Source organism: Mesorhizobium sp. LHD-90 (assembly GCF_030929505.1).
GTDB lineage: Bacteria > Pseudomonadota > Alphaproteobacteria > Rhizobiales > Rhizobiaceae > Kumtagia.
Genome location: NZ_JAVFVV010000020.1, coordinates 1 through 26,261, shown reverse-complemented (window position 1 = coordinate 26,261; position 26,261 = coordinate 1). Strand labels below are relative to the sequence as shown.

25 protein-coding genes are annotated in these 26,261 nt (G+C 64.4%); 19 read left to right on the top strand and 6 right to left on the bottom strand.

Features of this window, described 5'->3' with window-relative positions; translation table 11 throughout:
- The first annotated feature begins 1 nt into the window (after position 1).
- The 3 genes from sufD to RB623_RS24065 all read left to right on the top strand — a co-directional run bounded on the left by sufD (position 2) and on the right by RB623_RS24065 (position 3,157).
- A complete protein-coding gene (gene sufD / locus RB623_RS24075) occupies positions 2-1,270 on the top strand; it encodes a Fe-S cluster assembly protein SufD (protein ID WP_308059599.1) in 1,269 nt (422 codons plus the stop codon).
- A 244-nt stretch (positions 1,271-1,514) separates the two neighbouring features.
- Complete coding sequence (locus RB623_RS24070) at positions 1,515-2,753, top strand: cysteine desulfurase (RefSeq protein WP_308059598.1); 1,239 nt, start codon at positions 1,515-1,517, stop codon at positions 2,751-2,753.
- A gap of 5 nt (positions 2,754-2,758) precedes the next feature.
- A complete protein-coding gene (locus RB623_RS24065; protein WP_308059725.1) occupies positions 2,759-3,157 on the top strand; it encodes an SUF system Fe-S cluster assembly protein in 399 nt (132 codons plus the stop codon).
- A gap of 2 nt (positions 3,158-3,159) precedes the next feature.
- Here RB623_RS24065 and RB623_RS24060 read toward each other — a convergent pair whose 3' ends face one another.
- The 3 genes from RB623_RS24060 to RB623_RS24050 all read right to left on the bottom strand — a co-directional run bounded on the left by RB623_RS24060 (position 3,160) and on the right by RB623_RS24050 (position 4,474).
- Complete coding sequence (locus tag RB623_RS24060; protein ID WP_308059597.1) at positions 3,160-3,564, bottom strand: hypothetical protein; 405 nt, start codon at positions 3,562-3,564, stop codon at positions 3,160-3,162.
- Positions 3,565-3,850: 286 nt separating this feature from the next.
- Positions 3,851-4,216 (bottom strand): helix-turn-helix transcriptional regulator, encoded by a 366-nt coding sequence (locus RB623_RS24055; RefSeq protein WP_308059595.1) that lies wholly within the window; start codon positions 4,214-4,216, stop codon positions 3,851-3,853.
- 9 nt (positions 4,217-4,225) lie between these two features.
- On the bottom strand, positions 4,226-4,474 hold the full coding sequence (locus RB623_RS24050; RefSeq protein ID WP_308059594.1) for a type II toxin-antitoxin system RelE/ParE family toxin: 249 nt from the start codon (positions 4,472-4,474) through the stop codon (positions 4,226-4,228).
- 138 nt (positions 4,475-4,612) lie between these two features.
- Between RB623_RS24050 and sufA the strand changes: the two genes are divergently transcribed.
- From sufA to lpxB, 14 genes are all read left to right on the top strand, one after another.
- A complete protein-coding gene (gene sufA, locus RB623_RS24045; RefSeq protein WP_308059593.1) occupies positions 4,613-4,993 on the top strand; it encodes a Fe-S cluster assembly scaffold SufA in 381 nt (126 codons plus the stop codon).
- Between the two features lie 344 nt (positions 4,994-5,337).
- Positions 5,338-6,138 (top strand): 30S ribosomal protein S2, encoded by an 801-nt coding sequence (rpsB, locus tag RB623_RS24040; RefSeq protein WP_308059592.1) that lies wholly within the window; start codon positions 5,338-5,340, stop codon positions 6,136-6,138.
- Between the two features lie 124 nt (positions 6,139-6,262).
- On the top strand, positions 6,263-7,180 hold the full coding sequence (gene tsf / locus RB623_RS24035) for a translation elongation factor Ts (protein WP_308059591.1): 918 nt from the start codon (positions 6,263-6,265) through the stop codon (positions 7,178-7,180).
- 150 nt (positions 7,181-7,330) lie between these two features.
- Positions 7,331-8,047: a UMP kinase gene (gene pyrH / locus RB623_RS24030; RefSeq protein WP_308059589.1), complete on the top strand. Its 717-nt coding sequence runs from the start codon at positions 7,331-7,333 to the stop codon at positions 8,045-8,047.
- 42 nt (positions 8,048-8,089) lie between these two features.
- Positions 8,090-8,650 (top strand): ribosome recycling factor, encoded by a 561-nt coding sequence (gene frr / locus RB623_RS24025; RefSeq protein WP_308059588.1) that lies wholly within the window; start codon positions 8,090-8,092, stop codon positions 8,648-8,650.
- 14 nt (positions 8,651-8,664) lie between these two features.
- On the top strand, positions 8,665-9,393 hold the full coding sequence (locus RB623_RS24020; RefSeq protein WP_308059586.1) for an isoprenyl transferase: 729 nt from the start codon (positions 8,665-8,667) through the stop codon (positions 9,391-9,393).
- 13 nt (positions 9,394-9,406) lie between these two features.
- Entirely contained in the window at positions 9,407-10,237 is an 831-nt protein-coding gene (locus RB623_RS24015; protein WP_308059584.1) for a phosphatidate cytidylyltransferase, read from the top strand.
- A gap of 101 nt (positions 10,238-10,338) precedes the next feature.
- Positions 10,339-11,478 carry an RIP metalloprotease RseP gene (gene rseP / locus RB623_RS24010; RefSeq protein ID WP_308059583.1) on the top strand — a complete coding sequence of 380 codons (1,140 nt, stop codon included), beginning with the start codon at positions 10,339-10,341 and terminating at the stop codon, positions 11,476-11,478.
- Between the two features lie 220 nt (positions 11,479-11,698).
- Complete coding sequence (bamA, locus tag RB623_RS24005; protein ID WP_308059582.1) at positions 11,699-14,071, top strand: outer membrane protein assembly factor BamA; 2,373 nt, start codon at positions 11,699-11,701, stop codon at positions 14,069-14,071.
- 44 nt (positions 14,072-14,115) lie between these two features.
- Positions 14,116-15,171 carry a UDP-3-O-(3-hydroxymyristoyl)glucosamine N-acyltransferase gene (lpxD, locus tag RB623_RS24000; RefSeq protein WP_308059581.1) on the top strand — a complete coding sequence of 352 codons (1,056 nt, stop codon included), beginning with the start codon at positions 14,116-14,118 and terminating at the stop codon, positions 15,169-15,171.
- The gene (fabZ, locus tag RB623_RS23995) at positions 15,164-15,628 is read left to right on the top strand and encodes a 3-hydroxyacyl-ACP dehydratase FabZ (protein WP_308059580.1); all 465 of its coding nucleotides are present in this window, start codon (positions 15,164-15,166) and stop codon (positions 15,626-15,628) included. The genes lpxD and fabZ overlap by 8 nt, the downstream gene beginning before the upstream one ends.
- Before the next feature lie 11 nt (positions 15,629-15,639).
- Positions 15,640-16,473 (top strand): acyl-ACP--UDP-N-acetylglucosamine O-acyltransferase, encoded by an 834-nt coding sequence (lpxA, locus tag RB623_RS23990; protein WP_308059579.1) that lies wholly within the window; start codon positions 15,640-15,642, stop codon positions 16,471-16,473.
- Positions 16,448-17,347, top strand: coding sequence for a UDP-2,3-diacylglucosamine diphosphatase LpxI domain-containing protein (locus RB623_RS23985; RefSeq protein ID WP_308059578.1), 900 nt, complete (start codon positions 16,448-16,450; stop codon positions 17,345-17,347). The genes lpxA and RB623_RS23985 overlap by 26 nt, the downstream gene beginning before the upstream one ends.
- Positions 17,344-18,513, top strand: a complete 1,170-nt coding sequence (lpxB, locus tag RB623_RS23980) for a lipid-A-disaccharide synthase (protein ID WP_308059577.1) — start codon at positions 17,344-17,346, stop codon at positions 18,511-18,513. The genes RB623_RS23985 and lpxB overlap by 4 nt, the downstream gene beginning before the upstream one ends.
- A 73-nt stretch (positions 18,514-18,586) precedes the next feature.
- Here the strand turns inward: lpxB and gltA are convergent, their stop codons facing one another.
- Both gltA and gltX read right to left on the bottom strand, forming a co-directional pair.
- Positions 18,587-19,876 (bottom strand): citrate synthase, encoded by a 1,290-nt coding sequence (gene gltA / locus RB623_RS23975; protein ID WP_308059576.1) that lies wholly within the window; start codon positions 19,874-19,876, stop codon positions 18,587-18,589.
- 177 nt (positions 19,877-20,053) lie between these two features.
- Entirely contained in the window at positions 20,054-21,478 is a 1,425-nt protein-coding gene (gene gltX / locus RB623_RS23970) for a glutamate--tRNA ligase (protein ID WP_308059575.1), read from the bottom strand.
- A gap of 152 nt (positions 21,479-21,630) precedes the next feature.
- Here gltX and RB623_RS23965 point away from each other — a divergent pair, with 152 nt between their 5' ends.
- Entirely contained in the window at positions 21,631-24,168 is a 2,538-nt protein-coding gene (locus RB623_RS23965) for a ComEC/Rec2 family competence protein (RefSeq protein ID WP_308059573.1), read from the top strand.
- On the opposite strand, the gene lexA is transcribed toward RB623_RS23965, so the two are convergent.
- Complete coding sequence (gene lexA, locus RB623_RS23960; RefSeq protein WP_308059571.1) at positions 24,162-24,878, bottom strand: transcriptional repressor LexA; 717 nt, start codon at positions 24,876-24,878, stop codon at positions 24,162-24,164. The genes RB623_RS23965 and lexA overlap by 7 nt on opposite strands.
- A gap of 273 nt (positions 24,879-25,151) precedes the next feature.
- Here lexA and RB623_RS23955 point away from each other — a divergent pair, with 273 nt between their 5' ends.
- On the top strand, positions 25,152-25,817 hold the full coding sequence (locus RB623_RS23955; RefSeq protein ID WP_308059570.1) for an RraA family protein: 666 nt from the start codon (positions 25,152-25,154) through the stop codon (positions 25,815-25,817).
- Positions 25,818-26,261: the final 444 nt, after the last annotated feature.

The window sequence follows — 26,261 nt, the reverse complement described above, 5'->3', positions numbered from 1 at the left end:
CATGAACATGCATGCAGCACCCCAGCGCACCCAGGCCGAGACGGCCCTGATCGAGGCTTTCGGCGAGCGCCTGTCCGAGTTGCCGGGCGACGGCGCGGTCATGGTCAAGCGCGACGACGCCATCGAGGCGATCAAGGACGGCCTGCCGACCCGCCGCGCCGAGGCCTGGCATTACACCGACCTGCGCCGGCTGCTGGCCGTGGTGCCGCCTTATGACCAGACCGCCAATCCGAAACCCCTGACGCCGGTGGTCGAGGGGTCGGCGGTGCTTCCGGTACTGAACGGCGTGGTGCACGGCAAGGCGCCGTCGGTGGGAGGCGTGGCGTTCCAGACCTTGTCCGAAAAGCTGATCGACGGCAGCTTAGCACCGGCGCTCGACCCGCGCGACGCGGACGACGCCGTCAGCTTCCTCAACACCGCCTTCGTCAGCGACGGCTGGTTTGTCGACATCGCCGCCGACGCCAAGGCGGACGCGCCGATCGAGGTGCAGAACGTCCAGGCCGGCGGCCAGGTGCATGCGCGTTTTGCGGTGCGGGCCGGCGCCGGCGCGAAGGCGACCATCGTCGAGCGTCAGTCCGGCAGCGGCGCGGCGCTTTCCACCTCGGTCTCGAACCTGCTGGTGGGTGAGGACGCGGACATCGTCTGGCTGATCGTTCAGGACCAGCCCGAGACCACCACGCATCTCGCCCAGTTCAACGCCGAGCTAGGCAAGAACAGCAGGCTGACGCTCTTCGTCATGAACGCCGGCGGAAAGCTGGTGCGCCAGGAAGTGCGGGTGAAGGTGGCGGGCGAAGGCTCCGACTTCCAGTTGCGCGGCGTCAATTTGCTCGCCGGCGACACGCATTGCGACGTCACCATGGTGCTCGACCACGCCGCGCCCAACACCGGCTCGCGCGAACTGATCCGCAACGTCGTCACCGACAAGGCGCGCGGCGTCTTCCAAGGCCGCATCAACGTCTACCAGCAGGCGCAGAAGACCGACGCCAAGATGGCCTGCAACACGCTGCTCTTGTCCGACGACGCGGAATTCTCGACAAAACCCGAGCTGGAGATTTTTGCCGACGACGTGCAGTGCGGCCACGGTGCCACCGTCACCGAGATCGACCGCAACCACCTGTTCTACCTGATGGCGCGCGGCATCGACGAGAAGACCGCGCGCGGCCTGCTGGTGAAGGCTTTTGTGGCATCCGTCATCGAGGAACTGGAGGACGAGCCGTTGGTCGATGCGCTGGAAGCGCGGCTGGACGGCTGGTTTGCCGAACATGGCTAAGCTGGTTTTCAGTGCGTCCTTCGAGGCTCGCCCTCGACGGTTCGGATGAGGCCGGAGACGACGTGCGGGCTCGCACCTCAGGATGAGGGAGGCCGGCGCATGCAGGTTGAGGAAGGACCGGCGGGGGAGACTGGCGCAAACGGTCCTCATCCTGAGGTGCGAGCCCTCCTTGGCGGTGGAATTTGTGGTGCGACCTTGGCGTGCGAGCCTCGAAGGACGCACCGAAACATACGGAAGTCCGCGCATGGACCAGAAATTCACTACCCCCTACGACGTCGAGGCGATCCGCCGCGATTTCCCGATTCTTTCGCGAGAAGTCTACGGCAAGCCGCTGGTCTATCTCGACAATGGCGCGTCGGCGCAGAAGCCGCAGGTGGTGCTCGATACCATCCAGCACGCCTATGCGAGCGAATACGCCAACGTTCATCGCGGCCTGCATTTCCTGTCCAACGCCGCCACCGACGCCTATGAAAAGGCCCGCGAAACCGTCCGCCGCTTCCTCAACGCCGGCAGCGTGGACGAGATCGTCTTCACCTCCAATACCACTGCGGCCATCAACACCGTCGCCTATGGTTTCGGCATGCCCAACATCGGCGAGGGCGACGAGGTCGTCGTGTCGATCATGGAGCACCACTCCAACATCGTGCCGTGGCATTTCATCCGCGAGCGGCAGGGCGCCAAACTCGTCTGGGTGCCGGTCGACGATCTCGGCGAACTGCACCTCGAAGATTTCGAGAAATCGCTGACGGACCGCACAAAACTGGTCGCCATCACGCATATGTCCAACGCGCTGGGCACGATCACGCCGATCAAGCAGATCGTCGAGATCGCGCACAAGCGCGGCATCCCGGTGCTGGTCGACGGCAGCCAGGCGGCCGTCCACCTGCCGGTCGACGTGCGCGACCTCGACTGCGATTTTTACGTCTTCACAGGCCACAAGGTCTACGGCCCCTCCGGCATCGGCGTGCTCTACGGCAAGAAGCACATGCTGGAAGCGATGCGTCCCTTCCAGGGCGGCGGCGAGATGATTTTCGACGTCACCGAGGACGAGGTCACGTATAACGATCCGCCGCACCGCTTCGAGGCCGGCACGCCGCCGATCGTCCAGGCGATCGGCCTGGGCGCCGCCCTCGACTACATGGATTCCATCGGCCGTGATCGCATCGCCGCGCACGAGGCCGACCTGAAAGCCTACGCGCATGAGCGCCTGCGCTCCATCAACTCGCTGCGCATCTTTGGCGATGCACCGAACAAGGGCGCCATCGTCTCCTTCGAACTGCAGGGCATCCATGCCCACGACGTGTCGATGGTGATCGACCGGCAGGGGGTGGCAGTGCGCGCCGGAACCCATTGCGCCCAGCCGCTGTTGAAACGGTTTGGCGTCACCTCCACATGCAGGGCATCGTTCGGCATGTACAACACGCGCCAGGAGGTGGACATTCTGGCCGAAGCGCTCGAAAAAGCGCGGAAATTCTTCGGGTGACGACCATGGAAGACGCTGCTGCCCCGACCGAAGCCGACCAGCCGACCGGCCCCAACGTGCCGGAGAGCGCCAAAACCTCGGCCATTCCCGCCGACGAACTGGCGCGCATCACCGACGACATCGTCTCGGCGCTGAAGACAGTCTACGACCCGGAAATCCCGGCCGACATCTACGAGCTCGGCCTGGTCTACAAGATCGACATCGAGGACGACCGCTCGGTCAAGATCGACATGACGCTGACCGCGCCGGGCTGTCCCGTCGCGGGCGAGATGCCGGGCTGGGTGCAGGACGCCGTCAGCGCCGTCGAGGGTGTTTCGGGCGTCGACGTCAACATGGTGTTCGATCCGCCCTGGACGCCCGACCGCATGTCGGAAGAGGCGCAGGTGGCCGTGGGGTGGTACTAACCTCAGTCGACAGTGCCTCCGTGTGCCTTGGTGTAGGCTCGCATCATGGCGAAGAAGGCGTTGAAGTCTCGCTCCTTGCCGACCCGTGAGACCCACATATTGCCGCCGTGGCGTTTGTTGATTTTCGCTGAGCGCGTAAGGGTTAGCGCGCTCCAGGCAGAATCTTTGACCTTCAGGTCAATCGCCAGAAATTGTTGTCTGCCACGAAAGTACGTCGGAGCCACTGACATGCTGGTGACTGCTGACCATGGAACGACCTCGCGAGCAATATTGGTGTCTCGAAACCCTTCGGGAGATAAAGTTAGTGCCCGATAATCTTGCCTGGCGATCTTTACGGTCATGAACAGGGCCGCCGCGCCGAGGGCAGAGGCGACCAGGCCACTCGCAATTCTTACGAGATCGTCCACGTCTGTTCTGAACCAGCCAAGGGCCCCAAGGCTCAGCGCCATTGCCATGAGCACTAGTGCATTGGGAGCGAAGTCGCTCGATGACTCTTGGAAAGTACGTGTTATATTTGTGTCCGGTATTTCTGACATTCTCGTGTGTTTCTGCTGGGACACTGCGTAGCAATAGAGATTGCCCGCCTTTCCGGAAGGTAGGCTAGCCGAGCGAAGCAATACAATGAAATTGATTGCCTGCCTGGCAAACGAGCGTCGGTTTGAAGAGGCGCAGATCGCTGTAGCGTCGTGAACCTCAGTCGGCATCGTCGACGAGCGTTTCCACCGGCAGATCGAGTGCTTTTGCCAGGCGCAGCCACAGTGCGACATCACCGGTGCGTTTTCCGTTCTCCAGATCGGAGAGATAGTTCTGCGCGATGCCGATCTCGGCCGCCAGTTGCGCCTGGGTATGGCCTCGGAATTTACGCCAGAACGCAAGTGGGGAGGGCGCCTCGACAAAGGCTTTTGTCTGCTCGACCGTCAAACCCGGAACCTTACCGCCCCTGTACGCGGCCAGCGCGCCGGCATGATCGGCGGCGTCCTGCAGTGCTTCGAGCTCGGCGCGCGGCAGGATGGCCATTTCGTCGCCGCCCGGTGATGTGAAATAGACGATCTTGTTCATCGTTTTCGCTCAATCATAGACGAACCCGCGAGGTCCGATCTTGGTTACCACGATTTCGGCCTCGGTTTCCTCGAAGATGATCCGGAAGTCGCCGACGCGCAGCCGCAACGCGCTCGAGCCGGAAAGCGCCTTGACATTGTTGGCCTGCGTGGCCGGATCGGCGGCGTAGGCGTTGATCTTGTCCAGCAGGCGCGCCGCCTCCGTTCTGTGTTTGCGGAGCGCCTTCGCCGCGCCTGGCAGGATGATCACCGCTTTCATGACTCAAAATATCGCGTTGTGCGATATTTGCAACCAGGCTCCCGACCGTATGGGTTGCGCTAAACCGGAATCTTCACCATCTTAGGGGCAAGATCATTCAGCAGGCCTTGAACCTGCCGCGAGTGGAGAGTTTTTCGAATGGGACGTTTCGCCGTCATATCCCTGACCGACAAGGCAGCACACCGCGTGCGCGAGATCGTGGACACGCGCGACAGCGCCAGGGGGATCCGCCTCGGCATCAAGAAGGGCGGCTGCGCCGGCATGGAATACACGATCGACCTGGTGACCGAGCCGAAGCCGGGCGACGACCATGTCGAGCGCGACGGCGCCCATGTCTATGTCGCACCGGAAGCGGCATTGTTCCTGCTTGGCACCGAGATGGATTTCGAGACGACGACGTTGCGCACCGGCTTCACCTTCAGGAACCCGAACCAGAGTTCGGCCTGCGGCTGTGGTGAGTCGGTCGAGTTGAAACCCGCCGACCTCAAGGCGTTGGCCGAGGCGCGCGCGTCGGCTTGAAATCCGGGGACGGTTTTGCCCGGCGTTTGCGCCGTTCCAGAGTTTCCGGACCGCTTTCGATTGTCGGGTAGATCGTGAATTACCTTTGTCCGCAGGCAGGCCGCGGCCACGGCGCGTTCGCACGGGGCGGATAAAGGGAACCGGTCCCGACGTTTCCCTGCGGCAATTTCCGCGACACGCCGCAACAGCTTGCATTTCCGGTGTTCCCCCTCTATATGCCGCGGCATTCCACACACGGACTTTGGTGTCTGCCCGGGAGAAATCCGGCTGAAACCTCCGGTGGCGAGCGAAAATCCTTTCTCTCGCCTTGCGTCCGTGGAGGCCAACCGGAAAGGAAACTTTGAATGGCTCTGCCTGATTTCAGCATGCGCCAGCTTCTCGAAGCTGGTGTTCACTTCGGCCACCAGACCCACCGCTGGAACCCGAAGATGGCGCCCTACATCTTTGGCGCCCGCAACAACGTCCACATCATCGACCTCTCGCAGACGGTGCCGCTGCTGCACCAGGCGCTGAAGCAGGTTTCCGACGTCGTGTCGCGCGGCGGCCGCGTGCTGTTCGTCGGCACCAAGCGCCAGGCCTCCGACATCGTCGCCGACGCCGCGCAGCGCTCGGCGCAGTATTACGTCAACTCCCGCTGGCTCGGCGGCATGCTGACCAACTGGAAGACCATCTCCAACTCGATCTCGCGCCTGCGCAAGCTCGACGAGCTGCTCGCCGGCGAGGGCAGCGGCTTCACCAAGAAGGAGCTGCTCAACCTGCAGCGCGAGCGCGAAAAGCTCGACAAGGCGCTGGGCGGCATCAAGGACATGGGCTCGACGCCCGACCTGATGTTCGTGATCGACACCAACAAGGAGGCGATCGCCATCCTCGAGGCCAAGCGCCTCGGCATCCCGGTCGTGGCGATCATCGATTCGAACTGCGACCCGGAGAAGATCGATTTCCCGATCCCCGGCAACGACGACGCGGCGCGCGCCATCCAGCTCTACTGCGACCTGATCGCCCGCGCGGCCATCGACGGCATCGCCCGCCAGCAGGGCTCGTTCGGCGTCGACATCGGCGCTTCCGAGGAAGCTCCGGTCGAGCCGGTTCTGGAAGCGGCTCCCGCCGAGCAGGCTCCGGCGGACGATTCGGCCGCCCAGGCCTGATCCGTTTCGGGCTCGAAAGAGCCCGTCTCCACTGAACTGGGCACGCTTGTCGTGCCGGCGTCAGGCGCATCGTCGATACTTCGATGGTGCGCCAGTGCGTTTTTGAGAAGCTAAAGAGGCAAAGATGATCATTTCCGCAGCACAGGTTAAGGAACTCCGCGAACTCACCGGCGCGGGCATGATGGATTGCAAGGCCGCTCTCGCGACGACCGACGGCAATATGGAAGCTGCCGTCGACTGGCTGCGCGCCAAGGGCATTTCCAAGGCCGACAAGAAGGCCGGCCGCACCGCCGCCGAGGGCCTGATCGGCGTCGATTCCGGCCTGCGCGAGGCGGTCGTCGTCGAGGTCAATTCCGAGACCGACTTCGTCGCCCGCAACGCCGCGTTCCAGGAGATCGTCGCCAATGTCGCCAAGGTGGCGCTGGCCTTCGGTCCGGACGCGGTCGCCGATTCGAAATATCCCGGCTCCGACAAGACCGTCGCCGAGACGATCAAGGACGCAGTCGGCACGATCGGCGAGAACTTGAGCTTCCGCCGCGCCGCGAAGCTGTCGGTGGCACAGGGCGCCGTCGCGACCTACATCCACAACGCCGTCGCCGACGGGCTCGGCAAGCTCGGGGTGCTGGTCGCCATCGAGACGGCCGGCAATGCCGAGGCCGCCAAGGCGTTCGGCCGCCAGGTCGCCATGCATGTCGCCGCCACCAACCCGCTGGCGCTCACGGCGGAAGAAGTCGACCCGGCGGCGGTAGCCCGCGAGAAGGCGATCTTTACCGAGCAGGCGCGCGAGTCCGGCAAGCCGGACAACGTCATCGAAAAGATGATCGAAGGCCGCCTGCGCAAGTTCTACGAAGAGGTCGTTCTCCTCAAGCAGGCCTTCGTCATCAATCCCGACCTGACGGTCGAGAAGGCGCTGAAGGAAGCCGAGAAGGAAATCGGCGCGCCGGCCAAGATCACCGGCTTCGTGCGCTATGCGCTCGGCGAAGGCATCGAGAAGGACAAGTCGGACTTCGCGGCCGAGGTCGCGGCGGCCGTCAAGAAATAAGTCTGGAAACATCCCGGCTTACACCTGCGGGGCGTCGCGTGACATCGCGGCGCCCTTCGTGTATCGGGAATCCGCGCTCGCCTCGGTCGTGGGCCTGCGGTTGAATTCCGGCAGCGGCGGCCGGATCTTGCGAACATTTCGAGGACTTCGATGGCCAAGCCTCCCTATAAACGCGTCCTGCTGAAGGCCTCCGGCGAAGCCCTCATGGGCGAGCAGCATTTCGGCATCGACGTCTCGGTGGTCGACCGCATCGCCTCCGACATCGCCGAGGCGCGCGCGCTCGGTGTCGAGGTCGGCGTGGTGATCGGCGGCGGCAACATCTTTCGCGGCGTTGCGGTGGCCTCCAAGGGTGGCGATCGTGTTACCGGCGACCACATGGGCATGCTGGCCACCGTCATCAACTCGCTGGCGCTGCGCACCTCACTGGTGAAGATCGGCGTCGACGCCGTGGTGCTGTCGGCCATCGCCATGCCGGAACTCTGCGAAAGTTTTTCGCAGCGCCAGGCGACCGCCTACATGAACGCGGGAAAAGTGGTGATCTTCGCCGGCGGTACCGGCAATCCCTTCTTCACCACCGATTCGGCAGCCGCGCTGCGCGCCGCCGAGATCGGCGCCGATGCGCTGTTCAAGGGCACGCAGGTCGACGGCGTCTATTCGGCCGACCCCAAGAAGGACCCGACCGCCGTGCGTTTCGACCGGATCAGCCATGCCGACGTGATCAAGAAGGGCCTCGCCATCATGGACACGGCGGCGATTGCCCTTGCACGCGAAAACAACATCCCGATAATTGTGTATTCGATCCACGAAAAAGGCGGTTTCGGTGAAATTCTGAACGGCGCAGGCCGTTGCACCATTGTTGCCGATTGATAACAGAGCCGGCATGTCGAAGGTGGATCAAGGAGTGAGACGATGACCGACGGAGCAAACTTCAGCGACATCCAGCGCCGCATGGACGGGGCGATCTCTGCATTCAAGCACGACCTCGCTTCGCTGCGCACCGGGCGCGCTTCCGCAAACCTGCTCGACCCGATCGTCGTGTCGGCCTACGGCACGACCATGCCGGTCACCCAGGTCGCGACCGTATCGGTTCCGGAGCCGCGCATGATCTCGGTATCGGTGTGGGACAAGCAGATGGTCGGCGCGGTCGACCGCGCCATTCGCGAATCCAATCTCGGCTTCAACCCGATCATGGACGGCACGACGCTGCGCATCCCGCTGCCGGAACTCAACGAGCAGCGCCGCAAGGAACTGGTCAAGAAGGCGCATGAATATGCCGAAAACGCCAAGGTCGCAGCCCGCCATGTTCGCCGCGACGGCATGGACCACCTGAAGAAGGCCGAGAAGGACGGCGACATCAGCGAGGACGACCATCGCAAGCAGTCGGACCGCGTCCAGAAGATGACCGACGACACGATTTCGACCATCGACAGCCTGCTTGCCGGCAAGGAAGCCGAAATCATGCACGTCTGAGGCGGAAGCCGGAAATGACCACGCCCGCGCATGTCGCGATCATCATGGACGGCAACGGCCGCTGGGCGAAGGCGAGGGGCCTGCCGAGACTTGCCGGCCACAAGGCGGGCGTCGAGGCGCTGCGTCAGGCGGTGCGGACGGCTTCCGACCTCGGCGTCTCCTGGCTGACGGTCTACGCCTTCTCGTCGGAGAACTGGTCGCGGCCGGCGTCGGAGGTCAGCGACCTGCTCGGCCTGCTCAAACTGTTCATCCGCCGCGATCTTGCCGAACTGCACCGCTCCGGCGTGAAGGTCCATGTCATTGGCGAGCGCCAAAGCCTGCAACCGGACATCAGGATGCTTCTGGACGAGGCCGAATCTCTGACGGCAGGCAATCGCTCGCTCAATCTGGTGATCGCCTTCAACTATGGCGGACGCGACGAGATCGTGCGGGCGGCGCGCAAGATCGCCGCCGATGTAGCGGCCGGCCGCATCGATCCGGCTGCGGTGACCGAGCAGACCGTGTCGCAGGCGCTTGACACAAGGGGCATCCCCGATCCGGATCTGGTGATCCGTACCAGCGGCGAGATGCGGCTTTCCAATTTCCTGCTCTGGCAGGCCGCCTATAGCGAGCTCGTCTTCCTGCCGTGCCTGTGGCCGGACTTCGGCGCCGAGCATTTCGAGGAGGCGCTGCGCCAGTTCAGGGCGCGCGAAAGGCGCTTCGGCGGCCGTGCCGAACGCGATGTCATCTCCTCCAGCGCCTGATCCCGAGACGCGGATGAGCAATCTTCAACTGCGGATCATTTCGGCGCTGGTTCTCGCCGCCGCGGTGTTGGCGATCACCTGGTTCGGCGGCCTGCCGTTCCGGGTACTGGCGGCGGCGATCGGCGGCGCCATCTTCTACGAATGGTCGCGCATGGCGCGGCAGTCGAGCGCCGATGCGGGTGGGCAGGGTCTGTTGGCGCAGCTTGCCGACGGGTTTGTGCTTGTCTTCGCGGTGGCAATCGTCATCGACCTCCCGGCGCTTTTGCTGATCGGACTGGCGCTGCTACTGACGATCGTGCTCGCGGTGCTGGCGAAGAGCCGCGCCGGCAGCCCGTGGGAGGCTCCGGGTTTTGCCTATGCGGCGCTGTCGGCGCTCTCCATCGCCCTGCTCAGGGGCGACGGCAAGGAAGGCCTGATCGCCATCCTGTTCCTCTTCGCCGTCGTCTGGGCGACCGACATTTTTGCCTATTTCGTCGGCCGCGCCATCGGTGGACCCAAACTGGCGCCGTCCATCTCGCCCGGCAAAACCCGAAGCGGCGCGGTGGGCGGCATGGTCGCGGGCGTGATTGCCGGCCTTCTGGTCGGCATCGCGGCCGGGCTGCCGGGCCTTTGGCTGCTTGGAAGCGTCGCGGCGCTGCTGTCGATCGTCTCGCAGGCCGGCGACCTGTTCGAATCCTGGGTCAAGCGCCGCCACGGCGTGAAGGATTCGGGCTGGATCATTCCCGGTCACGGCGGCGTGATGGACAGGGTGGACGGCCTTGTGGCCGCGGCATTTGCCCTCTACGTGATCGGCTGGGCGCTCGGCGATGCCGGCCATCCGGCGCTCGGGCTGTTTGCGGGTTGATCGGAACGGTCTATCGCGATGCGCTGCTGCAAGCCTTCGATTCGCCGCCGTCTCGCAATAATGTCAGGGGTGCGGCGTTTCGTCCGTGAAGTGGGTGTGATTTGACCGAGATTCTGTCGTCCGTCTTTGGAACGCAAGGTTTCATCCTCGGCACCATCGTGCCGTTCCTGTTCGTGCTGACGGTCGTCGTCTTCGTGCATGAGATGGGTCACTATCTGGTCGGCCGCTGGTGCGGTATCGGCGTGCAGGCGTTTTCCATCGGCTTCGGCCCCGAACTGATCGGCTTCAACGACCGACGTGGAACACGGTGGAAACTGTCGGCCATCCCGCTCGGCGGCTACGTGAAATTCGTCGGCGACATGAGCGTCACCAGCACGCCGGATCCGGAGGTGGAAAGGAGCCTTTCGCCGGAGGAGCGGAGGATCGCGTTTCACACGCAACCTGTCTGGAAGCGTGCGCTTACGGTCTTTGCCGGGCCGGCGTTCAACTTCCTGCTGACGATCGCCGTCTTTGCTGTTTTGTTCGGGGCCTACGGCCGCTATGTCGTCGAGCCGATGGTCGCTGAGGTCAGAGCAGGGAGCCCGGCTGAGGCCGCCGGTTTCATGCCGGGCGACCGATTCGTTTCCGTGGACGGAAGGCCCGTCGGCACGTTTGCCGACGTGCAGCGCATGGTGTCGGGCAGGGCAGGGGATTCGATCGTCTTCACCATTCTTCGCGACGGCACTGAGAAGACGCTGACCGCGACGCCCGAACTGCTGGAACAAAAGGACGCACTGGGCAATGTCGTGAAGATCGGCGCGATCGGCGTGGTCAACAATGAGGAACTCGGACAGCCGCGGCATATCGCCTACAGTCCGGGCGGCGCCTTGGTGGAAGCGGTGACCGAAACCGGGCACATCATCGCCCGCACGGGTCAATTTTTGAAACGATTTGTCGTTGGCCGTGAAGACAAATGCCAGCTCGGCGGACCGATTCGAATCGCTGAAATGGCCGGAAAGGCGGCCAAGGCGGGTTTCGAATGGCTGGTTCAATTGGTGGCGTTGTTGTCGGTCGGAATAGGCATCCTGAACCTTTTGCCGATTCCGCCGCTGGACGGCGGACATCTTGTCTTTTACGGCTACGAGGCTGCGTTCCGGCGCCCGGCGTCAGAGCGGATGATGGAGGCGGTGTATCGCACGGGAATGTTCCTCGTGCTGGGTTTTATGGTGTTCGTGTTCTGGAATGATCTCTTCGGCTGCTGATTTCCCAAGGAAAACAGGCGCGGCGGCAGGTTCGTTACAGCATCGTTTACCATGAGGACCGAATGGCGTGACACCAATGCCACGTCAGGCTGCGAAGTAAACGGCGGTTAACCAGAAGCCTTGCGTATAGGGAAAATCCGGTTAATACCGTAGGCGAAAATGTCCGCGACGTCCGGTTTTCTCGCCGTGGGGACTACGAGAAAAAGGTAATTTGAGCCCGATGAAGGCAGTTTCGAAGTTTCTGGGCGCCGCGTCGGCGATTGCCCTTTCAGCGGCGGTCGCCGCTCCAGGTGCGGTCGTCGTGCAATTGGCGGCGATTTCGGCGGCCGAGGCCGCGGTCGTCAGCCGAATCGAAGTGCGCGGCAATCAGCGCGTCGAGGCCGACACGATTCGCGGCCAGACGGGTATCGTGCCGGGCCGATCCTTCTCCAGCGCCGACATCGACGAGGCGGTGAAGCGGCTGTTCGCGACCGGCCTGTTCTCCGACGTTCGCATCAATCAGGTCGGATCGACGCTGGTGGTCGAGGTGTCCGAGTACCGCGTCGTCAACCAGGTGCTCTTCCAGGGCAACAAGAAGATCAAGGACGCCGCGCTCACCAACGTTGTCCAGCTCAAGCCGCGCAGCGCCTTTTCGGACGCGGCCATGGAAGCCGACGCCGAGGCTGTCCGCGACGCCTATCGCCGTATCGGCCGCGACGACGCGACGGTGACGACGCAAATCATGGAACTCGGCGACAATCGCGTGAACGTCGTCTTCAACATCCAGGAAGGCGACCGCACCAAGATCGCCGCCATCAATTTCGTCGGCAACAACGCGTTCGGCGACCGCCGGCTCTCCGACGTCATCGCCACCAAGCGTTCGAACTTCCTGTCGTTCCTGATGCGTGACGACATCTATGACGAGAACCGTCTGCGCGCCGACGAGGAATTGCTGCGCCGCTTCTATTACAATCGCGGCTATGCGGACTTCAGTGTCGTTTCTGCCTTCGGCGAACTCGACGAGGCGTCCAACCAGTACACGATCACCATCACGGTCGAAGAGGGTAACCGCTACACGTTTGGCGACATCACCGTCGACAACACGATCCCGGATGTGAACACCGACCAGCTTCAGTCGGTGATCGAGACGCACAAGGGCGACGTCTACAGTGCGAAGAACGTCGAGGATACGATCATCGCGTTGACCGAAAAGGTGGCCGGGCAGGGTTACGCCTTCGCGCAGGTGACGCCGCGCGGCGACCGCGATTTCGAGAACCACACCATCGCGGTGACCTACGCCATCGATCAGGGTCCCCGCACCTATGTCGAGCGCATCGAAATCCGCGGCAACGCTCGCACCCGCGACTACGTCATCCGCCGCGAATTCGACGTCAGCGAAGGCGATGCCTTCAACCAGGTGCTGATCCAGCGCGCGAAGCGGCGGCTGGAGGCACTCAATTTCTTTGAGCGCGTCGATATCTCGACGGCGCCAGGGTCCGAGCCGGATCAGGTCATCCTCGTCGTCGATCTCGTGGAGAAGTCGACGGGCGAACTGTCGATCGGCGCCGGTTACACCACGGGCGGCGATGCTCCCGGGCCGAACGTCGAAGGTTCGATCACCGAGCGGAACTTCCTGGGCCGCGGCCAGTTCATCCGTTTCGCAGCGGGTGTGGGCGAAAATTCGCGCGACTTCACCTTCTCCTTCACCGAGCCCTACTTCCTCGGGCGTCGTATCGCGGCCGGCTTCGACATCTTCCGCCAGACGCGCAACTACGACAAGTACGACACGGAGACGACCGGCGCGACGGTGCGCTTCGGCCTGCCGATCACGCAGGCGCTCACCACGCAGACGGCTTATACTTTCCAGCAGGAGAAGTACGAACTCGACGACGATTGCGATGACGAAAACGGGGACGGACAGCCGGACTGCGACGTGTCGAACGCGATCATTCAGGGCGCGGAAGACAGCCCCTGGAACAAGTCGTCGATCTCGCAGTCGTTGATCTACAACACGATCGACGACATGAAGAGCCCGCACGCCGGTATCTATGCGGTCGTGACGGGCGAGTTCGCCGGCATCGGCGGTGACGCCAAATATGTGAAATTCACGGGCCGTGGCTCCTACTACCACACGCTCTCGGAAGAATATGACATTGTCGGCCTTGCCGCGGTCGGCGGCGGCTATATCAGCGGCTACGGTAGCGAGTCCGATCTGCGCATCTTCGATCAGTTCCAGAGCAACGATCGCATGATCCGCGGCTTCGAGTACAATGGCATCGGTCCTTTCGACGCGGACACCGGCGATCACCTTGGAGGGACGACGTATTTCAACGCTTCCGTCGAGGCGCAGTTCCCTGTGCCGGTCATCCCCGAGAGCTTCGGCCTGCGTGGCGCTTTCTTCGCGGATGCAGCGACGCTTTACGGAAACAGTATCTCCAGCGATGTTGTCTCGAACGTCGGGGGGGCGGGGATGGACTGGCGCGCCTCGGTTGGCGCGAGCCTGATCTGGGCCTCGCCTTTCGGTCCGCTGCGCGTCGACTACGCCTTCCCGGTGGTGAAGGAAGACAATGACGAGGTGCAGAACTTCAATTTCGGCATCTCCACGCGCTGGTAGTCGAACGGGTTTCCGGGCTTGACGGCCCGGATTTGAAGGTCCGCATGTCCGATACAGAGTTTTTCGTACCGGCGCGGCACTATTCGGCGGCGGACATAGCCGCTCTGACCGGTGCCGAGATCAGGACCCCGGATCTCGCCGACGTGCAGATTGGGTCGATCGCCGCGGCATCGGCCGGCGGCAACGGCGCGTTGGTGTTCGTCGAGGGCAAGCGCAATGCGAGCCTGATGGACGGCTTGTCAGCCGCCGCGGTGCTGTGCACGCCGGATCTGGCCGATCGGGCGCCGGCCGGGATCGCGGTGCTGGTCGCTTCGCGCCCGCAATACGCTTTCGCCCTGGTCGGCCGGCTGCTTTATCCCGACGCCGGCTCGCCTGGCGCCGTGACCGGCGAGACAGGCATCTCCCCACGGGCTTATGTCGACCCGTCCGCGCGGCTGGAGCCCGGAGCGATCGTCGAGGCGGGAGCGGTTGTCGCCGCGGGTGTCGAGATCGGGGCCGGCACGATCGTCTCGCCGAATGCCGTTGTCGGCAAGGGCTGCAAGATCGGCCGCAACGCCTACGTGGGCTCGAACGCCGTCGTTCAATACGCCTTGATCGGCGATCGCGTCATCATCCACCCAGGCGCCAAGATCGGCCAGGATGGCTTCGGCTTCGTGTTCGGCAAGGCCGGTCCGGAGCGTATTCCCCAGATCGGCCGGGTCATCATCCAGGACAATGTCGAGGTCGGCGCCAATTCCACGGTCGACCGCGGCGCGCTCGGCGACACGGTGATCGGCGAGAACACCAAGATCGACAACCTCGTGCAGATCGCCCACAACGTGCGGATCGGTCGCAATTGCGTGATCGCCGGCCTGTCGGGCATATCCGGCTCGGTGACGGTCGGCGACAACGTCATGATCGGGGGAGGCGTCGGCATAGCCGATCATCTGACCATCGGCAGCGGCGCACAGCTTGCGGCGCGTAGCGGCTTCATGCATGACGTTCCGGAACGCGAGATCTGGGGTGGGTATCCGGCCAAGCCGTTTGGCCAGGCGATGCGCGAGGTGGCGACGCTGGCGAGGCTCGCCAAGCCCAAGGGGAGGAAGCAGGACGATGGCTGACGTGGCTCCCGCGGCGATGGAAGCGGTCGACATCATCGGCGTGATGAAGCTTTTGCCGCATCGCTATCCGTTCCTTCTGGTGGACAGGATCGTCGATATCGACGGCGACAGCTCGGCGGTCGGCATCAAGAACGTCTCCATCAACGAGCCGCATTTTCAGGGTCACTTTCCTGGCCAGCCGGTGATGCCGGGCGTGCTCATCGTCGAGGCGATGGCGCAGACCGCCGGCGCCATCTGCATCCGTAACCGGGGCTCGGACACGCCGTCGGTGGTCTATTTCATGACCATCGACAATGCGAAATTCCGCAAGCCCGTCGTCCCGGGCGACCGGCTGGAGATCCATGTGAAGAAGCTGAAGCAGCGCGGCACGATCTGGCGTTTCGCCTGCGAGGCCATTGTCGAGGGCGCGAAGGTGGCGGAAGCCGAGATTTCGGCCATGATCGCCACCACCGCCTGACCGCTTACGATATGCAAGACGAAACATTCATCCATCCGCTGGCCATCGTGGAACCGGGCGCCGGCATCGGCGCCGGCGTCCAAATCGGACCGTTCTGCCACGTCGGACCGGACGTGACGATCGGCGACGGCACGCGTTTGATCAGCCATGTCGTTGTCGCCGGCGCGACCACGATCGGCCGGAACTGCACGATCCATCCGCAGGCGGTTCTTGGCGGCCCGCCCCAGAGCACGGGCCACAAAGGCGGGCGAACCACGCTGACGATCGGCGACAACTGCATCATCCGCGAATTCGTCAGCATGAACACCGGCACGGATTTCGGACGCGGCGCCACCACGGTCGGCGACAATGGCCATTTCCTCGCCTATGTCCACATCGCCCACGATTGCGCGATCGGCAACAACGTGACGATGACCAATGGCGTCACGCTTGCCGGCCACATCGAAGTCGGCGACTTCGTCGGTATCGGCGGCTTGAGCGCCATCCACCAGTTCGTGCGCATCGGCCACAACGCCTTCATAGCGGGCGGTTCGATGATCCTCGGCGACGTCATTCCGTACGCCATGGTCGGCGGCAACCGGGCGACGCTGCGCGGCATGAACGTCGTGGGCATGAAGCGCTCCGGCGTTCCGAAGGCCGAGATCCTCAAGCTGCGGCGAGCCTACAGGATACTGTTCGATCGCACGCGCCCGCTGGCCGAGAACATCGAGAGAGTGCGCGAGGAGTTCGCGGACTCCGTCTATTCGATGAAGGTCGTCGACTTCATGCTCGCGCGCGGCAAGAGGCAGTTCACGCTTCCGCCGCTGAAAGGGGCGGCCGATGACGACGCCGACGGCCAGGACTAGCCGGCCGCTGGTCGAGCTTGGTCCGGCCGACAAGGTCGCCGTCGTCGCCGGCAGCGGCCGGTTGCCAGTCAACATAGCCGAAAGCCTGGCACTGCATGGGCATCCGCCGCTGGTTCTGCGGGTGCGCGGCGAAGCCGACAGCGGCTCCGCATTCGCCGCCTTCGAAACCGAAGAGATAGGCCTTGGCGAGTTCGCCGAAATGGCCCCGCTTCTGAAGCGCCGCGGCGTGACTCACGTCGTGCTGGCGGGCGGCATTAGCCGGCGACCCGCCTGGCGCGAGATCCGCATCAGTCTCTCGCTGCTCCGCCATCTGGCGAAAGCGCTGACCGCCCTGGCGCGCGGCGACGACGGGCTGTTGCGTATCGTCGTCAGGGCGATCGAAGGCGAAGGCTTTCGTGTCGTAGGCGCGCATGAGATCGTGCCGGACCTGCTGGCGGCGGAAGGACCGATGACCCGCGCGAAACCGCTCAAGTCGGACAAGGCCGATCTCGATGCCGCCTACGCAGCCGCCTGGGCGATCGGCGCGCTGGATATCGGGCAGGGCACCGTGGCGATCGGCGGCCGGGTCATCGCCGTCGAAGGCATAGAAGGCACGGACGGCCTGCTGCAGCGCGTGCGCGATCTGCGCGGCCACGGTCGCCTGGCCGGCAAGACGCGCGGCGTGCTGGTGAAATGCGCCAAGCCGGCTCAGGAACTGCGCGCCGACCTGCCGTCGATCGGGCCGCAGACCGTCGACGCGGCGCATGCGGCGGGACTTGCCGGCATCGGCGTCGAAGCCGGCCGCTCGCTTGTGCTCGACTGCGCCGAATTGGTGGCGCGCGCCGACGCGCTAGGCCTGTTCGTGGTCGGCCTGCCGCAGGGCGGCCCGGCATGAGCGCCGGGCGGCCGCTGAAGATCGCGGTCATCGCCGGCGAGGAGTCGGGCGATCTGCTCGGCCACGACCTGGTCGAGGCGTTGCGCCGCGCCTCGGGCCGCGAGGTCGAGCTGATCGGGACGGGCGGACGGCATCTTGAAGCGCTCGGCCTGCGTTCGCTGTTCGACGCCTCGGAAATCGCGCTGATGGGGGTCGGCGCCATCCTGCGCGACCTGCCGAGACTCATCCGCCGCATCGGCCAGACGGCGCGCGCCATCGCGGCGGCGAAACCGGATTGCCTCATTACCATCGACAGCCCGGAGTTTTCGCTGCGCGTCGCCCGAAAAGTACGCGCCGCCGATCCCACCATTCCGATCGTCCACTATGTCTGCCCGTCGGTCTGGGCCTGGCGGCCCGGCCGCGCCCCGACGATGCGGCCCTATGTGGACCATATCCTCTGCCTGCTGCCGTTCGAGCCGGCTGAACTGGAACGCCTGGGCGGCCCGCCGGGGACGTTTGTCGGACACCGCCTCACCACTGACCAGGGCATCGCGCTCGCCGCAGGAATGCAGGCGGCGCGCGGGGTGTCGCCCCAGGGCGAGCCGCGCAACCTGCTCATTCTTCCCGGATCGCGGCGCGGCGAAGTGAACGCCCTGCTAGGGCCGTTCGGCGAGACGCTGGATCAACTGCGCTCGCGGGGACACCGGCTGAAGATTGCCCTGCCGACCGTGCCGCATGCCGCCGACACAGTACGCAAGATCACCTCTGGATGGGCCGAAAGGCCGGAGATCATCCTCGACCCGGCGCGCAAGTGGCAGGTGTTCGGCGAGGCGGATGCCGCGCTGATCGCGTCGGGAACGGTCTCGCTGGAACTGGCGCTGTGCGGCGTGCCGTTCGTGTCCTGTTACAAGATCGACGCTGTCGGACGGCTGTTCCAGCATTTGGTCACGGTCTGGTCGGCGCTACTGCCGAACATCATCGCCGACCGCGCCATCGTGCCGGAATTCTACAACGCCTTTGTCAAGCCGAACCATCTCGCCCGCGATCTGGAGGCGCTGTTCTCCGACACACCGATGCGAACCTGGCAGAAGCAAGGCTTTGCCGAAGTGGCTCGGCGCATGCGGACGGAAAAGCCGTCTGGCGAGTTGGCGGCGGAAGTGGTGTTGAAATTAGCGAATAGCGAATAGAAGGTACCGATAGAAAACCCTATTCGCTACTCACTATTCGCTACTCACTATTCGCTATTCGCTATTCGCTCATTTACCTTTTCGCAATCGGCACAAAATCGCGCACTGTCGGCCCGGTATAGAGCTGGCGCGGCCGGCCGATCTTCTGGTGCGGGTCCTCGATCATCTCTTTCCACTGGGAGATCCAGCCGACGGTGCGGGCCACCGCGAACAGCACGGTGAACATGGTGGTGGGGAAGCCCAGCGCCTTCAGCGTGATGCCCGAATAGAAGTCGATGTTCGGATAGAGCTTCTTCGCGATGAAATAATCGTCGGTGAGGGCGATCCTTTCGAGCTCGATCGCCACGTCGAGCGTCGGATCGTCCTTGATGCCGAGTTCGCCCAGCACCTCATGGGTGGTCTTCTGCATGATCTTGGCGCGCGGATCGTAGTTCTTGTAGACGCGGTGGCCAAAACCCATCAGCCGGAACGGATCGTCCTTGTCCTTGGCGCGCGCGATGTATTCGGGGATACGGTCGACCGTTCCGATCTCCGACAGCATGTTGAGCGCCGCTTCGTTGGCGCCGCCATGGGCCGGGCCCCACAGGCAGGCGATGCCGGCAGCGATGCAGGCGAAGGGGTTGGCGCCCGACGAGCCGGCCAGCCGCACCGTCGAGGTCGAAGCGTTCTGCTCGTGGTCGGCGTGCAGGATGAAGATGCGTTCCATGGCGCGCGCCAGCACCGGGTTGACCTTGTATTCCTCGCAAGGCACGGCGAAGCACATGTGCAGGAAGTTGGCGGCGAAGTTCAGCTCGTTCTTCGGATAGATGAACGGCTGGCCGATATGGTACTTGTAGGCCATCGCCGCGATGGTCGGCATCTTGGCGATCAGGCGGATCGAGGCGACCATGCGCTGATGCGGGTCGGAGATGTCGGTGGAGTCGTGATAGAAGGCCGACAGCGCGCCGACCACGCCGCACATCACGGCCATGGGATGGGCGTCGCGGCGGAAGCCGGTGAAGAAGCGCGACATCTGCTCGTGCACCATCGTGTGGCGCGTCACGCGATAGTCGAAATCGTCCTTCTGTGCCTTGGTAGGCAACTCGCCGTAGAGAAGCAGATAGCAGACTTCGAGGAAATCGCTGTGTTCGGCTAGCTGGTCGATGGGATAGCCGCGATGCAGCAGCACGCCTTCGTCGCCGTCGATATAGGTGATTTCCGATTCGCAGCTTGCCGTGGAGGTGAAACCCGGGTCGTAGGTGAAGGCGCCCGTGTCCTTGTAGAGCGCGGCGATGTCGATCACGTCCGGCCCGACGGTACCCGATCGGACCTTCAGCTCATGCGTCTTGCCGTTGAATTCCAGTTTAGCGGTCGCTGCGCTCATACGGATACCCCTTTGCTACGATCCCGGTCGGCGACGCGGAACGCCGCCACGCGAAACACGGGCTGAGGAGCGCGATAGTCCGGCTCCCGGCTGGTTTCCGCGGTGAGAGTGTGACGCGGCGCAATGTTGCACCGCAATAGGACGGTTTCAATGCTTCTTGATGAGGCCAGCATCATGCTAATCGATTTGATCTCCGATGCGCGCGAGGCTTTCTTCGCGGCCGAGCACGGCCAGCACGTCGAAGACACCGGGCGAGGTGCTGCGGCCGGTGAGCGCTGCGCGCAAAGGCTGCGCCACAGCGCCGAGCTTGTGGCCGTGCGCCCCCGCGAATTCGCGGATTGCCGCCTCCGTGGTCTGTGCCGTCCACTCTCCGCTAACATCCTTGAGCGCCGCCCAGGCACCCGCGAGCACCGTGCGCGGGCGCTCGCCGAGCAGGGCGGCGGCCTTCTCGTCGATCGCCAGCGGCCGAGGGGCGAAGAGGTATGCTGCGCTGTCCGCCAGTTCGAGCAGCGTCTTGGCGCGCTCCTTCAGCCCCGGCATGGCGGCCACGAGCATCGTCTTCTGCGTCTCGTTGACGCCGGACGACAGCGGCCCCGCCGTCGCGAGATGCGGCAACGTCGCGATCAGCGCCTCCGTCAGGGCGATATCATCGGTTCGACGCATGTAAAGCCCGTTCAGCGCTTCCAGTTTCTGGAAGTCGAAACGCGCCGCGCCGCGGTTCACGTCCTCGATCTCGAACCATCCGATCATGTCATCGATCGACATGATCTCGTCGTCGCCATGGCTCCAGCCCAGCCGCGCCAGATAATTGAGCAGGGCGGCGGGCAGGTAGCCCATGGAACGATAGGCCTCGACCCCGAGCGCGCCGTGCCGCTTCGACAGTTTTGCCCCGTCGGCTCCGTGGATCAGCGGGATGTGCGCCATCACCGGCACCTCCCAGCCCATCGCGTCGTAGATCACCTGCTGGCGCGCCGCATTGGTCAGATGGTCGTCGCCGCGAATGATGTGGGTGACGCCCATGTCGTGATCGTCGACGACGACGGCATGCATATAAGTCGGGTTGCCGTCCGAGCGCAGGATGATGAAGTCGTCCAGATCCTTGTTGGGAAAGCGCACGTCGCCCTGCACCCGATCGCGCACGATGGTCTCGCCTTCAAGCGGCGCCTTGATGCGGATCGCGCCCTTGACGCCGGCCGGCGCTTGCGCCGGGTCGCGGTCGCGCCAACTGCCGTCGTAGCGTGGCGGGCGACCCTCCGCGCGCGCGCTCTCGCGCATGGCGTCCAGTTCGGCCGGCGTTTCGTAGGCGTAGTAGGCCTTGCCTAGCCGCACGAGTTCTTCCGCCACCTCACGGTGGCGCGGGGCACGCTCGAACTGCGAGATCGGCGCGCCGTCCCATGTGAGGCCGAGCCAGGAAAGCCCGTCAAGGATCGCCGCGGTCGCTGCTTCGGTGGAGCGCTCGCGGTCTGTGTCCTCGATGCGGAGCAGCATCTTGCCGCCGGTATGTTTTGCGTAGAGCCAGTTGAACAGCGCGGTGCGCGCGCCGCCGATATGCAGATAGCCGGTGGGTGAGGGGGCGAAGCGGGTGACGACCGGGCGGGACATGGAATTTCCGTGAAGAAAGCTGCCGCGCGACCGCGCCGGCATGCATGGAAAAAGGTTGGCGTTCATGTAGCATAGAAGGTCGGGGGCGCAAGGCCGCGATACGGGTCTTGGCCCAATGCGCCGGCGAGACCGGCGCCGGTTGGGTCGAAGCCATGTCGGAGATTTCCGCAGGTGGCCTGGACGAACGGTTCCTGTTCAGAAAAATGGACAGCGACGCCGGCGCCCTTATTGTCACCCGGCCCGCCGACAGCGCGCCCCCCGTTCAGTCTCGCGGCCCGCCGACGCGCTGGGTTCGTTTTGTGCCGCAGGCGTCGAACCCGGGCGCCATGCTTGCGCGGGCGGCGGTATCGGTCCGCGTCGCGGCCACGCTTGAGGTGGAAAGGGGTGTTCTCTTCCTGCTCGTGCCGGTGTTCCTGGCCCTGGGCGCCTTCCTCTACTTTGGACTGCCGTTCGAACCTGGCGTTCTGCCCTTTGCGCTCTGCCTGTCGGCTGCAGCCGGCGCGACCGTGACGCTGCCGCGTGGCAGGGTCTTGCAATTGGCCGCGCTGGCGATCCTGCTGATGCTGTGCGGCATGCTGCTTGCGAAGGGCGAGACGTGGCGTATGGGCACGAAGATGCTGGGCGGCGAGATTTCCACCCGCATCACCGGCCGGGTGGTTGCCGTCGATCCGCTGTCGAACGGCCGGGCGCGCCTGACCATCGACCTCATGGCCACCGAACGCCCGAAGCTCCGCTACGCGCCAGACCGCATCCGCGCCACCGCCCGGGCCGTGCCCGCCGGCACGAAGGCTGGTTCGACGATCGAGGGGCTGGTCCGCCTGCGTCCGCCGTCGGGGCCGGTGCGGCCGGACAGCTACGACTTTTCGTTCGAAAGTTACTTCGACGGCATCGGCGCCAGCGGCTATTTCATGAGCGGTCCCGAACTGGTCGACCAGGCTGGGCAATCGACTTCTGACCGGATCGGCGCGGCCATCGAAAACATCCGCGCCGACATCGCCGTCCGTGTCACGCGGCGCATCGGCGGCGCGGAGGGCGAAATCGCCGCCGCTCTCATGGTAGGCGTGCGCGCAGGCATTCCGGCCGAAGTCAGCGAGGCGCTGCGCCGCACCGGGCTCTACCACATCATCTCCATCTCTGGCCTGCACATGGCGCTCGTTGCCGGTCTTGTCATCGGTGCGTTGCGGGCGGGTTTTGCACTCTTCCCCGGTCTTGCGTCGCGCCGTCCGGTACGCAAACTCGCGGCTGCGGCAGGGCTCGCGGCCATCGCCGCCTATCTGGCGATTTCCGGCGGGGAAGTCGCCGCCCAACGCAGCTTTCTGATGCTGGCCGTCATGCTGGTCGCGGCGATGGTCGACCGCGCGGCGCTGACCATGCGCAACCTGGCGATCTCGGCCATCGTCGTGCTGGCGATCGCGCCGCACGAGGCGACCGGGCCGAGCTTCCAGATGTCGTTTGCCGCGACCGCCGCGCTGGTCGGCGCTTATGCGCTGTGGACCGAGCGGCGTGCCGCGGCCGCCGGATTTGCCCATCCGCGTCAAGATTTGGTTTTGTGGGCGGTGAAGCGTTTGGGCGCCGTCACCGCCGGCCTGCTTCTGACCTCGCTCGTCGCCGGTCTGGCGACGGCCGCGTTCGGCGCCTACCATTTTCAGCGGATCGCGCCGCTCAGCCTTGTCGCCAATCTCGCGGCGATGCCGATCGTGTCGATCGTCGTGGTGCCGTCAGCGATCATGGCGTCCATCGCCATGCCCTTCGGTCTCGACGGTCCGTTTCTCGACGCCATGGGCTGGGGCATCTCGGCGATGATCGGCGTGGCACGCTGGTTTTCCGACCGGTCGCCGATCGATGCGGTGGGATTGATCTCGGGCCGGTCCGTCGTACTCCTGACGATCGCCCTGATCATAGCGACCGTTGCAACCACGCGGTTACGGCTTGCCGCGCTGCCCTTTGCGCTTGCCGGTTTGGTTACGCTGGGTCCGGTGCGTGCACCCGACGTGCTCGTGTCGGAAGACGGCAGGCTTGTCGGCTATCGGACCGGAGAAGGTCTGCTCGCGGTCAACCGCCAGCGGCCGAATGTCTTCACCGCCGAGAACTGGAAGCGGACGCTGAAGGCCGAGGGCCTGCACAAGCCGCAGATCGCGGCCGGCGCGGATACTGCGCCGAAATCGCTGGAAGGGGATGTGCCTGCAGCGAAAAATCGGCGGGACGCTACATCTCTGTTCGGTGGTGACGCGCCGGCTCTCCACATGGCGACCTCCGGTCTCCCGCCCGATACCATGGTCACCAATGCCGCTCTCGAACCAGAGGATGCGTCGTCAGGCGCCTTTTCCTGCGACGAGGTGACCTGCGTCGCCTGGCTTCCATCGGGCGTGGCGATCATCCACACGACCGACGCCGAGGAGGCAAGGATCGCCTGCTCGTTCGCCGGAGTCATTGTCCTCGACAACGCTACCGTGCCGCTGAGATGCGCGAACCCCGCCGTGGCCGTGGTCACCAAGCGCGATCTCGCCCGCCATGGAAGCGCGGCCGTCTATCTGCCGGCAAACGCCGGTGACGCAGTGAATGTCGGCTTCGCCATAGGCTCCATCGAGCGTCCATGGCATCGCCACCGTGTCTTTTCGCGGGAGGCGAGGGGATTTCCGGCTTACCAGCGCAAGCAATCCGCCGCGCCTGCATCCGCGGCCAATCAGTAGCGCCGGATCAGCCCGACCAGCCTGCCCTGAACGCGTACGCGATCCGGACCGTAGATGCGCGTCTCATAGGCGGGGTTCGCCGCTTCCAGCGCAATCGAAGCGCCCTTGCGGCGGAACCGCTTCAGCGTTGCCTCCTGATCGTCGACCAGCGCCACCACGATCTCACCCGGCGTGGCGGTATTGGCATTGCGGATGATCACCGTATCGCCGTCGAGAATACCGGCTTCGATCATCGAGTCGCCTTTGACTTCGAGGGCATAGTGTTCGCCGCCCGACAGCATTTCCGGCGGCACCGTTATCGAATGGGTCCGATGCTGGATCGCGTCGATCGGCACACCCGCCGCGATACGGCCCATGACCGGAATGGCGATGCCGGGACCAGCATCGTCGTTGCCGGCGCTCGCGGCGCGCGACGGTTCGGCCGGGCGCTTGCCAAGACTGCCCTCGATGACGCTCGGCGAGAATTTCCTGGCCGCATTCAGGCCGGGAGCGATCGAATCGGGAAGCCGAAGCACTTCCAGCGCCCGCGCCCGGTTGGGCAGGCGCCGGATGAAGCCGCGCTCTTCCAGCGCGGTGATCAGCCGGTGGATGCCCGACTTCGATGCGAGATCGAGCGCCTCCTTCATTTCGTCGAAGGAAGGAGGAATGCCGGTTTCCTTCAGCCTTTCATGGATGAAAAGCAGGAGTTCATGTTGCTTGCGCGTCAGCATTTTCGGTCCCTACCGAGAATCGTCTAAAACAAACCCAGAACAAACACTATATGTTCCAGTTGTGTTCCGCAATCACTAAATACACGGTTAAGGTTGCGCTATCCGGACATGGAAAAATTGCCGAAGAGGCTGGTTAGCGAGGTCGTATGCCGGCCGCATCGTCGCGGATATGGTGGATGGCCGTATGCCGGCCTATCCTGTACCCGGCTTTCGCGCCGCCGGTTTAAACCGGCGGCCCGGCGCGTGATTTTCGACGACTTTGAGGAGACGAGCATGCCGACACGAATCTATCGCGACGAGGCGCGGCGCCTGCCACCGGCCGATCTCGATGCATGGCGGGCGATACCGGTCACGGTGCTCTCGGATGTAACCAGCGGCCGCTTCGTCGTCGACACCCGCATCCGCCCGCTGCGGCCGTTTCCACCCGGCAGGCGCCTCGTCGGCCAGGCTGTAACCGCGTGGTGCGAGCGCTCCGATTTCGGACCGATGCTGCATGCGATCGACATCGCGGGTGAGGGCGACGTGGTGACCGTCGATGCAGGCGGCTGCCTGCAGACCGCCTATGTCGGAGAGATCCTCTGCGGCTTTGCGCGCCGCAAGAAGATCGCCGGGCTGATCGTCAACGGCGCGGTGCGCGATATCGACACCATCGCCGGTTGGGACGATTTTCCGGTCTACGCGCTCGGCAACACGCCGCGCGGTCCGCTGTCGAAGGAGCGGGGCGCCGTCAGCGGTCCGATCGTCTTCGGCGGCGTTGCCGCGAAGCCGGGCGACATCGTGCTCGGCGACAATGACGGGCTGGCCATCGTTCCGCTTGATGAGGCCCTGGCGATTTTTCCGATTGCGCAGGAGCGTGTCCGGCTCGAAGAGGAATGGACCAGACAACTTGCCGGCGGCCGCACGCTGGCCGACGTTTTCAGCGTACCGGAGGCGGTCTGAAGCCGCCGGCAATCGCCGCAGCCGCGCGTCTCGCGTGCTGACCATGGACGCCTTCGTCGGTCTCGCACGCCGCAACAGCCGGCGGGCGCGGGTGACGCCGCACCCCGAACGGTAGCGGAAGGCTTCTCGTCCAATGCCAAAACGTGTTGTTTATGTCACAGACGCCGATATTGAACTTTCCTCCGCCTCCAAAACCGACGATCCCGATTGATCGATCGAGGATGGTAGGTAATGTCATGTGCAAGGAGCAATCGAGAGGCGCTTGAGATTGCCGTTGAGGGGGCGAGGCCTTCCAGCAAGACCAGTGCCGGGCGAAACTGGAAACGGAGATCAGAAATGAACATCAAGAGCCTTCTTCTCGGCTCCGCAGCGGCCCTGGTGGCGGTCAGCGGCGCGCGGGCGGCCGATGCGGTCGTGGTTGCCGAGCCGGAGCCCGTCGAATAC